This is a genomic window from Paenibacillus sp. NPDC056579 (assembly GCF_042793215.1).
Classification (GTDB): domain Bacteria; phylum Bacillota; class Bacilli; order Paenibacillales; family NBRC-103111; genus Paenibacillus_S.
On the sequence record NZ_JBHTVD010000013.1, the window covers coordinates 69,490 to 83,517 of the forward strand.

Here is a 14,028-nt window from a genome sequence, read left to right on the forward strand (position 1 = left end):
ATGTGCAATCACGCAAGTCCGTCTTCAACCGCTCCGTATCCGTGGCTCGTTTCAAGCATGGTAATCTATATGACCATGGTTCCAGCAAAATTTACTTGCCGCTGCCGAACTCGATCTTCGCAATCGAGGAGCCGATGCCCGGATCGTTCGGCATATTGTCGCCGCGCGGCTGGTCGAAATTGCTAATATACAGCGTGCTGCCTACGAAATGAAGGCTCGCCGGGAACTCAAGCGGCCCTTGGTTGCCGTTATGGGCAACCTCGGTGACTTTGCCGTCCACGCTCACGCGTACGATGGCGTTACGTTCATTAGCCGCGACGTAGACGGCGCCGTCTGGCCCGAAGTTCAAGCCGTCCGCTCCGTACAGCAGCGGACTCTTCGCCACGAGCTCCCACGGTCCCAGAGAACCGTCTGCATTAATGGCAAACCGGTTCACCTCTCCGGAGCTCGTATTGGCAACGTACAGCTTGCCGTCCTGGCCGAAGGCTACGCCGTTAACGACAATTTGCTGGCTGGTCCGCTCCGCAGCAATGCCGCTTTTGTATGTCGCCAGCTGTCCGTCGGGAGAGACGACATAAATGTTGCCGTTCGCTCCGCCGCTTACATACAGGCTGCCCTTGGCGTCGAACGTAATCCCGTTCGCCCCTTGGACGCCGCTTGCGTAGGTTTCCACTAATGAAGTGTCGAAAGGTCCGCCCGCAAGCTCCTTCGCATTCACTTTGAATATGACGCCTTCCATGCCGCCGCTCGCTATGTACAGGTTGCCTGCGGCATCGAACGCCATGCCCGTAGCCGAACGAGGCAGCTCGGTCAATACGTCCATTTTACCGTCTGCAGCAATGCGGTACAGCTTTTTGGATTCCATCTCCACGGTATATACGTTGTGCTTCTCATCCGCAATGACGCCCTCGATGCGCAGTCCCGTCGCCTTCGTCTCGTCAAGATCCTTCAAAATCGACAAGGATGTAGACGTAAAAGGAATGACCTGCTTCACTTCCGGCTGCACCGGTTTATGATCGTTGCCCACCAGCTGAACGGTCAGCGTATGCTGGCCCGGCTTCAAATCGCGGAAGACGACCGGCTCATTCTTGAACAGCTTGATCGCGGAAGCGGCGTCCAGCTTTTCGTTATCCAGCCATAGGTGAATGTGGCCTTCTCCCGCTTTCGGCTCCTTGGCTTGTGCAAAATCCTTCAATAAATGGTTAAATGTAAACACAGACACTTTCAGCTCGCTGCCGGTGACGTATCCGCCCGGTTCGATCCCGTGAACCTTGAATGCCGGTTTCGTATCTGCCTGCGAACGGATGCTGACCGTCCGAGTTTTATTTTCATATCCGATCTGATGATAGAACGCTTCAAATACGATCCGTACAGGGGCTAAGACTTTTCCGTCCAATACTTTCAAAGGTGTCGTCGTGGCTAAAGCCAGTCCATTGACCTTGTACGTGGAAGCCCCGACGCTAAGTTCCAAAGTGTTGGTATCCTTCGCAAGCAGCAGCGTTTGAGATGCCTCATTCCATTTTGCTTCCACACCCAATTGCTTGGCGACGGCATCATAAGGCGCATACAAGCTGCTGTCCACCAGTACGCTTTGGGCTGCAAAGGAAGCTTCCTTGTCGTTGATCAACAATTTCATGTCCGATTTCACGGTTTCGGCGGATACAACTCCGATCGATGCTGACAACACCATGGTGGATAATGCGGCGGTTACTGCGATTTTCTTCACACTTCGCATTTCGGGACCTCCCATAAATGATTGTATTTGGATGAAAGCGCTCCAATACTGATTACGATTCGCCACAATCCCTCATTACTCCTCTCTGAATGATCCGATTTTACAAAATAATTATGATCGTCCGAAGGAAAACCTATTCCTCGTCGGCTGTTCGATCCAATATGATGAACTAACAAACAGCTAATCATACGAAAAAGGAGTGAAACCGAATGAACCTATCTGCAGCCATCCCTTATTATTTCCAAGACGACGGAGTGATCCCTAACCATCCCCGCTTCCCTGTGCTGATCTACTCCGGTGTGTTCACCGATTTGGATTCGGACCAGGTGTTGAGCGTATTTCACCGGAACCGTTGGTTGAACAGCTGGATTAACGGCGTATTCGATTTCCATCACTACCACAGTAACGTTCATGAAGTGCTGGGGGTGCTAAGCGGTTATGCGGAGCTGCAGATCGGCGGGGAAAACGGCAAACTCCTGGAGGTAAAAAGAGGCGATGTCATCGTGCTGCCGGCAGGAACAGGGCACAAACGCCTATCATCCGGCTCAGGCTTTCGCGTCGCAGGAGCTTATCCGGAAGGAATGAGCTATAATTTGAAAACAGGCAAAAGCGATGAGCGCCCTCAGGTGCTCGAAGAGATAAGAAACGTGCCGTTCCCGGTGAAGGATCCCGTCTATGGAGATAACGGGCCTATGTTCCAATATTGGAAGCTTCCCGATTAACTCCGACCTCTCATACGGCGAAAAAAAGACCGCAGGCTGAATCAGCCTGACGGTCTCAAATATGACTACCCTTCCCAAGATTGCGCGTCGGCCGGCAAACGCCTTACTTTTTCAATGTAAGCCGTGACGTTGCGGTCTTCCTCCATCGGATACGAGTAACCCAGCTTCTCGGCCAGCGGAATGCCGATTTTGCGAATGAACCGCCCCGCTTGGAAAAGCTTCTCCCATTGCTCCTCAGGATCAGCCCCGCAATACAAGGAAAGCAGCTCTTCATAATGCTCCGGCTCCAGAAATCGCTTAAACCATTTTCCTGTAGAACCGACGTTCACGGTCCAGTCGTTGGCGGCGCCGACATGCCACTCCAGCAGGAAGGTCAGCGATTCCATGAAATAATAATCGTACAGCTGCCTAACACGCGGCATTTCATCCCGCCACAGCTCCTTGGCGATATAAACCTGCAGCCACCACAGCTCTACGACGTATAAGTTCCATTTGTCTTCGGTCGGCCTCTTCACGACGTAGCTGCTGTCGTTCGGCTCCGGCAGCTCCAGATTCAGGTTGTCTTTATCCAGCAGCACTCTGCTTAAGGAATCGTTGGTCACTTCCCGAACCAAAGCTGCGGTATCTTGAAAAATAAGGTCGATCCGGACGCTGTCCTTAAATTGCATCATGTAAATGTAGGAGCCGTCCTCCAAATATTCGAATTGAACGACGACCCGCTCTCCCAACGAATCGATCCAGCTCCGGTCTGTGTTATAAGAGGCTTCTTTCAACCGGGCCATATAAAACACGACGTCGTAGTCCCGCATAAAATCTTTCGGGGCGTTAGGGTTGACCCGGGAGCCGTTAAGAACGACCGCTCGAATGTTATCGTCCCGCTCCGCCATCTCCAGCATTTGATCCAATACTTGCTGCTCGCTTCTCATCGTTATGGGATACCTCCGTTTTCTATTTTTGGGCCTATGCCTTAGGGTACTTCAGGTCAGCCTGGAGGTGCACGAGCATGATACTTGTAAGGTTAGCGTCTCATCACAGCAATCTCCCTTCTACTAATAGTACTGATTTTGATAATGCGAAAAGCCTGTTTACAGCCCCGGGCCCGTCACTGGCGGGAGCCAAACGAATTAAGCCTATCCGGGTTTGCCGGCACCGGCATGAACGCGAGATCCGGCTCGCTTCCTTCTGGATATATTATAACGAACTCACCCTTATTCAAGTCAATCTGAATGCTTCCATCCTCGTTGCTAGTCAAAGTGAACGCGCGGCTTCCCGAGCAAGCTATCGGGCCGGCGATATCCGTTTGAATGCGGCAGGGCTCGCCGGCTTCGCTGTGTATCAGGATGAATCGGGTCTCTCCCTCTTGCTTGACCGCGCTGACGAGGAAGCCTCCCTCCGCCCGCAGACCATGGAACGTTACATCGTGCCAATGCGCCGGGATGGCAGGGAAAATGCGGATTTTGTCCCCCCAGCTCTGCAGCATCAAATCGTGGATCGACGCCGCAGCGGACAGCGGGGTTTCAATGACGGGGCCGGACTCCATATACATCGTGTTCGGCTTCAAATATTGCTTCATAAAATCGTTCAAGCATTGCACCGCCTCCTCCGCTTTGCCCATGCTGGAGTAGATGGACGATGCGCCGGTATAGGAATAGCCTTGCAGCGCTCCTTTAAAGCCAATCCAATGCTGCAGCGACTTCCAGATGATATCTCTATGCTCAGGCTGCTCCCAGCTGATCAGGTACAGAGGATAAATCATAAACAAATGGGAATAGTGGCGGTGCGACACGCTGAGCGGCACGTCCTTGCCGATCATAAAGCCCGTATCGTCTACCGGATAGTCCGCCAGACGGTCGAGCACCTCTTCCCATCTCGGCTTCAACGCATCCTCCAGGTTCAACCGGTCGCATATGTACAGCAGTGTTTGACATCCCCACCGCAGCAAAGACAAGTCATAGTTCGTATCCTCCGCCTTATCCGGATATTCCGGGGAAATGGCGAGCGGCAGATGCAGCTTCTCGTCAGCTCCGGGCTGCAGCAAATGCAGATAAAAATTGATGCTTCGTCTCAATAGAGGATAAATGCGGTCCCGCAGCATCGATTCATCCATGCAATGACGGTAGTGGAGCCAATAATTATGGCAAATCCACGGAAGATTGCCGAGCTCCTCCCCGGCGTTACGTACGCCGTCATAGCTTGAGGAGCGCCCGATAGCCGCAGAGTCGTGGCGGTATTCCTCCGGCACGTTACCGATCAAGCTATCCAGGTTATGCTCCAGAAACCAGGTCAGCGATTCGCCAAGATGAAGCCTGTTGGAGGCGTACACCGGCCAATAGGTCAGCTGTACGTTCAAATTCCACCAAATCGCCGGCCATGGGGTGTCGATATAAAACCAGGGCCCCATCAAATCGAGCAGCGGACGGTCGGCTCTCGTTCCGGAAGCCAGCTTGTACATTTGAATCCAGTATAAGCTCTCGAGGCGCGTGTCCGGAATAGAAAGAAAGCTCTCCGGATAGTAATGATGCCACCAGGCACGATGGCTTGCCGTCAATTCGGCGATCCCGGTCTTGTCCGCTTTGATTATCGCCTGCAGCGCTTCTTCGCGTCCACCGTTCTCTGGATAAGACGACCCGACGCTTAGCAAGAGCACGTTGCTGCCGGCTCCGGTCGCCGTTGTCTTCCAAGCTGTGGCGAATTCTCCGCCCGCTTGCAGCTTTTGCGTCACTATCTCGATGCCGTCCACGCATTCGGTGATATGCGGCGGATTGATGTCGGTAATCGGCTCCTTACGATGAACCTGTCTCGGATTGATCGGTCTCTCCGGCACAAAGCTCCATTGGCAGCTGCTCTCGCCGCCTGTAGCGCTCCATTCCACGACAATAGCGTGCTGGTCCGCATGGGCGAACGACCGCCATTCGATCCTTCCGGCTTCAGTCTGAGTGAATCCTGCTGCCTCCGCATTCCATAGATGGACGCGCACCCCGCTATCCACCACGCGTCCGACCGTCTTAAGCAGCAGCTTCCCGATTGGAAGTCTATGCTTGCCGTAAATCGGCGTATTCGTCGGCTGACGCTCGGTAACGTCACTTCTTCCAATATCCCACTGCAGCTCTTGATCGGATAGACTATAAATCATCGCACCCAATAGCCCGTTGCCGATAAAAGCTCCGCTCTCCCAGCTCGACGGGTGCGGGCTCCACAGCATATCGTGCCTGCCCAGGAACGCTTCCCAGTCAGCACTCTGCATTGATTTTAGAACGATTTCCTGCTGCATTTTCACATTCTCTCCTCTTTGAACGAGATGTAGCTGTATCGCGGACTGTTAGTCGTAATGAAGACCTAATGAAGACCTCGAAGCAGGGCTAACTCGCCCCACATTATGATTATAAGAGCAAGCGAGGCCCTGTATAAATACACGATACTCATTCAAAGTTGGACAATTCTCAGGTAATTGGCCGGCGGAGTTACTGTCCGCAATATGTATCCGCAGGGAGCCCGGCCATTTTAACGGTAGAGTCCCCACGTTTGTGAATACCTTAGAGAAGCAACAATCCATTGTATAAATTTGCATTGTTCTCAGGTTGACGTTGACGAAGTGCATTTGCATAATCCTGAATCGTTTGGGGTCTAAGACCATAAGCTCCTGCGGTTCTGCCTGCGTTGGCTCCCGTCGGGCGGCCTACGTTAGCTCCCGTTGTGCGGCCTCCATGAGCTCCCACCGTTTTACCCCCGGCAGCTCCCATCATGCGGCCTCCATGAGCTCCCACCGTTTGACCTCCGGCAGCTCCCATCGTTCTACCTCCATGAGCTCCTACCGTTCTGCCTCCGGCAGTTCCCGTCGTTAGACCTCCGTATGCTCCCATCGTTCTGCCTCCGGCAGCTCCCGTCGTGCGGCCACCGAATGCTCCCATCGTTCTGCCTCCGGCAGCCCCTGTCGTGCGGTCCCCGTATGCCCCTGTCGTGCGGTCCCCGTATGCCCCAGTCGTGCGGCCTCCATAGACCCCCGTCGTTCTGTTGCCCTGAGCCCCTGTCGGTCTGTCTCCATAAGCTCCCATCGTTCTGTCAACGTAGGTCCCCTGTGTTCTATCACCGTAAGTGCCTAGCGCAAAGTCATCGTAGCTCCCCGACGTTCTGTCAGCCGAGCCTTCCGAGCTATCATAGCGAGGCTTGCGGCTTGCTTGCGGCTTGCGAGTTCCTTGAACTTTTCGTTTAGCTTTAGGTTTGGATGTTCCACCAACCCGACGAGTTTTGGTCATGACTCTTACTCCCTTCATATAGACTAAGTTACAATATTCAAAAACACTGGCAAATGGAATACAGCAAAAGTGGAATTTGCTTGTCAATAAACGGTTATTCCTGGGCTTGTGTCCCGGCTTTGAAACTTTTGTCCCCTTATCGTGCGTCTAATTTTTTGAAACGATCATTTGGAAGCTAGGAGCGATAGATGATGCCAATCCCGTACATACCCATAGGCGCAATAGCATTTGCAATTCTCGTTTACGCAAGCGGCCTTGCTCCTCAAACACATGCTGTACCAGACGCAAGCTCCATACCGGCGGCTGAGCAGCAGCTGCCCTCCCGGACTCCGACGGTTCTTGCCCGAGCAGGCGATGTGGAAATCCTCGCTTTTCAACCTCCGGAAGACGGGGTCTATAAGGGTATCACCGTCCGGACGCCAAGCCGTGACCAAACCTTTGCATGGAGCACTTCATCCAATGAAACGTATGCTCCCGCCGTTTCTTTGACCGATCTTACAGGCGATAACAAGAACGAGCTGACGATCATTTTAACCAAAGGGTACGGCACAGGAGTTTTGGAACAGGAAATTCACGTACTGAATCCCGAAGACGTAACGGAAATTCCATTAGAGAACCCGCTTGAGGCAGTTCGAGAGCAAGTTAGCGCCAGCATGACACCATCGGACGATTCCATGATATTAACCTTACATATCGACAATAAAGGGGACGTTGTGAAGCTATACGATGCATCCTATGCGGCTGTTTGGCTGGATCGCCCCGGTTACGGGTCCATACTGAAATATGAAGTTCGTGACAACCGGTTATGGGCCTACGTGTCCGTCAGCGTCTCTCCTGCCGAGCTTGCCGGAATGCTGGCCGCCGAATATGATACGGGATTAAAGATTAAGGATCTAAATTTTGAGGAGCAAATCCGTTAACGGCGTGAACGGACGGCCGGTTCAGGTCTTGAACGAGAGGCGCCGCTCGCACAGCGCGAAGATGATAACCGGTGATAAAAAAAGAAAAAGCGGCCTCCGTCCGTCCGGATCATAGACCGCTTTTATGCCGTTCCCCTACTTGGTGTCCGACTGTATTTTCTTATTCGCTTCTTCCTGCGCCGTTCTCAATACCGTATTAAGATCCTTCTCCCCCAATAACAAGCTCGTGACTTGGTTTCTTATGCCGTCCTCCACAAATACATCATAGCGTGTCTTTGGAGCAGCCGGAGCGGAGCTGTTGTAAAACACCGCATTTTTAATGTTTTTGTCCTTAAGGGGCGTATCCTGGCCGAACACCTGCTTGATCGCCTCGTTTTTCAACACCGTAATACCGCCCGTTTTGGAAAATTGCGTCTGATACTCATCCGAGGTGAACAGCTTCACCACCTCCATCGCCTCATCCTTATGCTCGCTGATCGAGGTGATAAACATATAGCTCGGATAAGCCTGGCTTCCGACCTTCGGCTTGTCTGCAAACGTCGGCAGAGCGACGACATCCCAGTTCATCTCCTTGGCCCAAGCGTAATCGGCGTACATGAAGCTGAACATCGCAACGTTGCGGGTCTTGGAGAACTCATCGATATAAGGGATTTTGTACCACTGCTTCTTCAAATCGTTCAGCACCTGGCTGTAGCCTTCCGCTTGCATCGGCTTCATCAGCGTATCCTGCAGCAGCTTTTTCCAGGCATCCGTCTCGAGCGTCACAGTCTTTTCCTTCGGATCGACATTCGCGAGCGAGAGAGGATTGAGCCGCAAAAAATGATTGACGGACGTCGTATAGCCTATATAGTTGACTCCGCCGTCCGAACGAGTAAGCTTGCGCGACAAGTCCGCCAGCTCGTCCCAGGTCATGCCGTCCTTCGGATACGCAACGCCGAACTTATCGAAAATATCTTTGTTGTACATAAGCACCAAAGCACTGTTGCCGATCGGCAGCCCGTACAGCCCGCCCATCACTTTCACAGCCTCCAGCGTCGTCGGTTCAAAACGGTTCAAATCGACGTTGTGCTTTTTCACAAGCTCGGTCATGTCCTGATTCAATCCGATGTCCAGAAGCGAGCCCTTCAAGCCGATCTGCCCGATGGAATCAATGAAAATATCGATTTTCGTCGTACCGCTGCTGATCATTTCGGCAAGCGAAACGTTCTTGTCTTTGGGCACGAACTTCGTGGTGACGTTAGGCAGCTTTTGCTTTATGTAATCTCCGTACATGGTGTTAAACTGTTCCTCGGTAATGTTGCCGTTATGGTAAAAATACAGCTCTACCGGCTTCATCGCAGCCGGAGCCGATGAGCCGCCTGCCGCAGGCTCCGATTTGGCGCCCGAACATCCGGACAATACGGCACCCGATAGAAGAAGTGCGCCGGCCAGCAAATGGATTTGTTTTTTCATACTAATCTACCCCCAGATCTTCATTGAATAGAACGCTTACATTTTGTTTATTCAATGAAATCGATTTCATAAGCCATTATAATAATCTTTCCAATATGAAGTCAATAACCAATTGTAAAAAACTGAAGCTAGCCGACTATCCCTTTGCCTTACCGTAAGAGTGCTATCCTTCTACAGCCCACCATTCCTATGAAATCGATTTCCGATAATTCAGCTATTTATCGGGTTATCGTCTGAAATCGATTTCCGAATCCTTCTCCAAACTATGCAAAAAAGAGCAGTCTTTCCGCACGGGAAAGCTGCCCTGCATTTAATCGCCTATAATTCCGATTCCATCGGAAGCGCTTTTTCTCCCTACAGCCCCGAAATGCGCCGGAATCCCCTGCTCCGCTCCCGGCTCAAACAAGCGCTGCAGCTCGAAGCCTGCATTCATAAAGTCGTTCACATAATCGCTGATAGGGCGATGGTGCGAGCCTGCTATGGAGCGGAATGTATCCTCTCCCTCGGACTTCCAATATTGCGGCGCATATTGAACCACTTTATGGCCTCCGCCTTCCAATGGCTCGCTAAAAGGAGACTGGAAGCACGGATGCATGATTAACCAGATCATCAGCCCGCCAGGCTTAAGAATACGCAGGCTTTGACGGAACACCGCCCTATGATCCGGTACGTCCATCAGCATCAAACTCGATACAACGATATCGAAGCTCTCCTCCCGAAGCTGGCTCAGCGTCATAGCATCGTCGTGTATCCAATGCACGTTCTGATCCTGGCTGCTTGCGTAGTTTAGCAAGATTTCGCTGGAATCGACACCGGTAAGTTGACCGCCCAGCTCACGCAGCTTGCCGGTTAAGATCCCCGGACCGCATCCTATATCGCAGATCGTTTTGCCCGCTATGGCTGTCTCCTTGGCAAGCTCGTCAACGATCGCTGCGTAGGGCTTCCACTGCGCCCCTTTTTTCACTGCATGCTCAATGTACTTGTTGGCTACGGCATCAAATTGAGACACGGGGCATCTCTCCTCATTAGGAAATGGTCACATATTTGGAGTATACCAACATTCAACGATGTCGAATAATACTTCATTTGCACGATTTCCATCTTAAACCGAGATGAATTCCATTTTTTTTACGCAGGACAGCTCAACCGTTTGCCGAACCGGTCATCTTATCCCGGCCGCCTGCAAGCTGGTCCTCTCGAACAACCAGTTCGCCGTATACCCACAATCCGCGGTGAACCGCGCCGTCTCGCAACGTTTTCACCCCGTAGCCATGCTCCATATTGTCTTCCCACTGGCCAACATATTCGGCTCCATCGTTCCATTGATAGGTGCCTTTGCCGTAAAACAGCCCTTCCCGCCATTCCCCCCGGTACGTATCTCCATTGGCGTACTGCTTCTCTCCAAAGCCATGCTCGACATCCCTGCTCCATTGACCCGTATATTTCGTTCCGTCGGACCAGCGGTATACGCCCGTGCCCTGCTTCATTCCGTTATGCCAATCGCCCTGATAGCTCTCGCCTTCTGCGGTCTCGATGCGATGTCCGTTCCCGATATGGCGTTCCCACTGCGCTTCGAAGTGTTGTCCGTTGATTCCGATCTGGGACTGTGCGTGCTCACGTCGGACTTCCGTCGATTCCATGCTGCTTATGCACAAGCTTTGGGAAGAGACATAGGCGGGGGACGGTTCGTATTCGTCGTCGATATAGGTTTTGTAATACCAGCAAGTAAAATCGTACATCTCGAATAATTCCCGCTTACCGATAGCCGGATCCAATAAAAGCTCGCTTTCTCTCGTATCCATATATTCCAGCCTCTTCAATACCGCGCTCCACCGTTCAGGGACGATTTCGTTGCGGAGCAAGGTCTCCAGTCGTGCCATAGGCTCTGCTGACCCCGGCGCAAGATCCTCATGCATCAAAATGGCTGTGACAAACCACTGCCCCATAAGTTGAAGGTACTGCAGCGTTACAAGCGGGGCGCTGTCCATCGTTCGCTCAGCTTTGGACGCCAAAGCGTGAAGCTCCGGCAAAGCAGCTTTGACAAAGGCAAAATTCGAAACGGTCACGGTCGTTCCCCCTTACGGATATGATGTCCCTTTACCGACCAGCCTGCTCAATTAGAAATCGGATCATTTGGAACAATATGGTACATTATACACATTATCCAAAGAAAGAGAAATGTAAAAAAGGTCCAGAACAAGCCCAGCGCCATTACCGGATGAAGAGCCGATAAGTAAGACAGCGGAGAGACGAACTGAACCGTTCTACGGTAGTGAAATGTCTAACATGCTGGCAGGCCAAAAAAATCGAACAAGCAACGAATGAATATGGTAAACCAATAAGCTTATACGGGGGCGTAATTATGGACAATGAAATCGATCTGGCTGTTGAAAAAATCGAGCAGCTCAACTATCGCAACCAAAGGGCGATGATGGACCTCGTACGCAAAAGCTTGAAAATGAACGAAGACGAATTTAACAAAGAATTGCTGCTTGCTTATGCGCACCGCAATCCGGTTCACATTCTGGAAATCGCGATTGCGCTGAAGTACGAGGAAATTATCCGCGCGCTTCCCGAGCAGTATGCCCCATAAAGGCTTCGTTATTTGACAGGCGCACTCCTCGCCGGACATAACCAAAAACCGCCGGACTCCAGCCGGGCAAGCCTTATCATTCAAGGACAAGGCTATGCTCGCTTGGAATCCTGCGGTTTTTATGTTTCATGCGCTATAGAGCTATAAAGGCTTCGAGCTACAGCTCGGGAATAACAATATCGACTTCCCGCTTGCTCTCCCCGGATCTCAGTATGCCGTCGATAATGGCCTGGTTCCGGATAATATCCTCACCCGGAATCGGAGCCGGCCTTCCTTCCTGAATGGCTGTGACGAAGTCGCGCACCTTTTCGTAAAAAATATTGACGTTATGCTGCTTGACCGGAATCGGGCTCTCGGTCGGGTGACCGAGAATATCGTGGTACAAGGCGATCGAAGTGATACCGCCGTCCCACGCCCCGCTGCCGGATGGAGTGACCTTCAAGCCCGCATCCTTGCCGAGAAACAGCGTCGGACCGAGCGTATCCATATGCATGGCCCAGCCGATTTTGAAGTTGACGGTCAAGTCGCCCTCGAAGCGGATCATCGCCATGCCGAAATCCTCCACTTCGAAACGGCTCGCCTGCGAATGGTACTTGGGATTGGTGCCGAAATGGTTGCTGGTCATCGCCGACACGGTCAACGGCTTCGGATAGCCGAGAGCGTTCAGCACCATATCAAGAGAATAGCAGCCGATGTCCGCTAGCGCACCCGCCCCGGCCAATTCCTTGGAAATGAACGTACCTCCGGGCATGCCACGGCGGCGCCCGCCTCCGGTTTGCACATAATAGACGTCACCGAGCTGACCGGAGCGGACAATATCCCGCACCGTCTGCATGTTCGGGTCATAGCGCGGCTGGAAGGCTATGGACAGCATGCGCTGCGCCTTTTTCCCCGCCTGCACCATCTCTACCGCTTGCTCCAGCGTGACGGACATCGGCTTCTCGACCAGCACGTGCTTGCCTGCCCTCAGCGCATCGACACTGGTAGAGCTGTGCGATACGTTCGGCGTGCAGACGCTGACACCGTCCAGCTCCAGCTCCAGCAGTCTGTGGTGGTCGTCAAAGCCGCGGGCGCCTGTCAGCTCGTGCTTCGCGATAAATTCGTCCGCTTTGCCCGGAATAATATCCGCTACGGCAACCACGTCCACATCTTCCATTTGTTTATAGGCTCTCACATGCGCTCCCGCAATGCCGCCGCTTCCGATAATGCCGATTCTTACTTTACTCGCCATCCGTAATTCGCCCTCCCGAAATCCAAAATCACATCCTAAGTGGTTGTAGCCACATCGTACCACGGTTCGGAAAAGCATCCCATTCCAAATAGGCGACAGCGGAATGTAACATTGCGACATCGCACGAAAGCAGGACATCGCACCGGCCGGACGAAGCCCGCACTTCAACGCTTGAAGAGCGCCTAATGAGCTGCAGTGCTAGACACGGTGCATGCTGCGGAATTGCGACGGACTCACGTTCATCCTTCGGGAAAAGACACGGCTTAAGTAGAAGCCGTTCTCGTAGCCGCACCGTTCGGCGACTTGCTCCAGCGTGAGCGGCGTTTCCAGCAGCAGCGTTTGCGCTTTTTGAATTCTTAATGAGGTTAAATAATCCATCGGCGTCATCCGATAGGCGGCTTGGAACTTGCGCGTGAACTGGACGGGGCTTAAGCCGAGTTTGCTGCAAAGCTCCTTCAGCAGGACAGGCCCGAAAGCATGGCGCTGCAGCCAGCTTCCCGCCTCGATCATGACCGGATCCAGCTCCTGCTGAACGACGGACGAGGCCGACTCGGCCAGCTCGCGCTCCATCACGTATTGCTGCCATAAATCCTGCAGCAAATGGTTCCATTGCCCGAGCCTCTGCGCAGGCGGGCCGAGTCTGGCCAGCTGCCGCATGTACAGGTAGGTCGAGGACAGCCGGGTGCTGTCCGTCAGCGCCAGCCGAACGGGGACCTCATCACCGCCAATAGGCGCGGAATCCTCTCCGGAATCGCGTCGCGACCAGCCGAACGTGTAAAAATGAAACGAGACCGGCTCGACCACCTCCCGGTGAAACGGTGTCCTTGGAGGACAGACGATGATATCGCCGAAGGCGGCTGTTCCCGACGACTCACTAATTTCATAGCGGAACGAGCCTTCCTCTACCGCAAACAGCACCCATTCCTCATACGTATCCTCCGCAAGCTGAAAGTCGGCTTTACGCTTCCAAAACGTATATTGCAGGACAACGGGCAGCCATTCTGTAAACGGAGCCTCCATGCCCGGCGCCCCCTCTCTGAAGGATTCATGTCGATGCTCACGAACTGACATCGATGAAATTTTGTATATACTCAATGCTAAATCAGTGCATGTTAAAAGTAA

Annotated in this window: 12 protein-coding genes; 3 read left to right on the top strand and 9 right to left on the bottom strand. The window is 52.7% G+C overall.

Annotated features, from left to right (window positions below; genetic code table 11):
* Positions 1 to 91 precede the first annotated feature (91 nt).
* On the bottom strand, positions 92 to 1,735 hold the full coding sequence (locus ACFQ88_RS33530; RefSeq protein ID WP_239631159.1) for a stalk domain-containing protein: 1,644 nt from the start codon (positions 1,733 to 1,735) through the stop codon (positions 92 to 94).
* A 209-nt stretch (positions 1,736 to 1,944) separates the two neighbouring features.
* On the opposite strand from ACFQ88_RS33530, the gene ACFQ88_RS33535 reads away from it, so the two are divergent.
* A complete protein-coding gene (locus ACFQ88_RS33535) occupies positions 1,945 to 2,457 on the top strand; it encodes a cupin domain-containing protein (protein ID WP_379461472.1) in 513 nt (170 codons plus the stop codon).
* A gap of 65 nt (positions 2,458 to 2,522) precedes the next feature.
* Here the strand turns inward: ACFQ88_RS33535 and ACFQ88_RS33540 are convergent, their stop codons facing one another.
* The 3 genes from ACFQ88_RS33540 to ACFQ88_RS33550 all read right to left on the bottom strand — a co-directional run bounded on the left by ACFQ88_RS33540 (position 2,523) and on the right by ACFQ88_RS33550 (position 6,710).
* Positions 2,523 to 3,383, bottom strand: a complete 861-nt coding sequence (locus tag ACFQ88_RS33540; protein ID WP_239631157.1) for an aminoglycoside 6-adenylyltransferase — start codon at positions 3,381 to 3,383, stop codon at positions 2,523 to 2,525.
* A 176-nt stretch (positions 3,384 to 3,559) separates the two neighbouring features.
* Positions 3,560 to 5,728, bottom strand: a complete 2,169-nt coding sequence (locus tag ACFQ88_RS33545; protein ID WP_379461659.1) for a glycosyl hydrolase family 95 catalytic domain-containing protein — start codon at positions 5,726 to 5,728, stop codon at positions 3,560 to 3,562.
* A gap of 262 nt (positions 5,729 to 5,990) precedes the next feature.
* Entirely contained in the window at positions 5,991 to 6,710 is a 720-nt protein-coding gene (locus tag ACFQ88_RS33550; RefSeq protein ID WP_379461474.1) for a hypothetical protein, read from the bottom strand.
* A gap of 188 nt (positions 6,711 to 6,898) precedes the next feature.
* On the opposite strand from ACFQ88_RS33550, the gene ACFQ88_RS33555 reads away from it, so the two are divergent.
* Complete coding sequence (locus ACFQ88_RS33555; RefSeq protein WP_379461476.1) at positions 6,899 to 7,630, top strand: hypothetical protein; 732 nt, start codon at positions 6,899 to 6,901, stop codon at positions 7,628 to 7,630.
* A gap of 135 nt (positions 7,631 to 7,765) precedes the next feature.
* On the opposite strand, the gene ACFQ88_RS33560 is transcribed toward ACFQ88_RS33555, so the two are convergent.
* From ACFQ88_RS33560 to ACFQ88_RS33570, 3 genes are all read right to left on the bottom strand, one after another.
* A complete protein-coding gene (locus tag ACFQ88_RS33560) occupies positions 7,766 to 9,082 on the bottom strand; it encodes an ABC transporter substrate-binding protein (protein WP_379461478.1) in 1,317 nt (438 codons plus the stop codon).
* A 310-nt stretch (positions 9,083 to 9,392) separates the two neighbouring features.
* Complete coding sequence (locus ACFQ88_RS33565) at positions 9,393 to 10,091, bottom strand: class I SAM-dependent methyltransferase (protein WP_379461480.1); 699 nt, start codon at positions 10,089 to 10,091, stop codon at positions 9,393 to 9,395.
* Positions 10,092 to 10,224: 133 nt separating this feature from the next.
* Complete coding sequence (locus ACFQ88_RS33570) at positions 10,225 to 11,148, bottom strand: MORN repeat-containing protein (protein ID WP_379461482.1); 924 nt, start codon at positions 11,146 to 11,148, stop codon at positions 10,225 to 10,227.
* Between the two features lie 296 nt (positions 11,149 to 11,444).
* On the opposite strand from ACFQ88_RS33570, the gene ACFQ88_RS33575 reads away from it, so the two are divergent.
* The gene (locus ACFQ88_RS33575; RefSeq protein WP_239631150.1) at positions 11,445 to 11,675 is read left to right on the top strand and encodes a hypothetical protein; all 231 of its coding nucleotides are present in this window, start codon (positions 11,445 to 11,447) and stop codon (positions 11,673 to 11,675) included.
* 157 nt (positions 11,676 to 11,832) lie between these two features.
* Here ACFQ88_RS33575 and ACFQ88_RS33580 read toward each other — a convergent pair whose 3' ends face one another.
* Together ACFQ88_RS33580 and ACFQ88_RS33585 are read right to left on the bottom strand one after the other, a co-directional pair.
* Positions 11,833 to 12,906, bottom strand: a complete 1,074-nt coding sequence (locus ACFQ88_RS33580; RefSeq protein ID WP_239631149.1) for a Gfo/Idh/MocA family protein — start codon at positions 12,904 to 12,906, stop codon at positions 11,833 to 11,835.
* 198 nt (positions 12,907 to 13,104) lie between these two features.
* Entirely contained in the window at positions 13,105 to 13,926 is an 822-nt protein-coding gene (locus ACFQ88_RS33585; RefSeq protein ID WP_379461484.1) for an AraC family transcriptional regulator, read from the bottom strand.
* Positions 13,927 to 14,028: the final 102 nt, after the last annotated feature.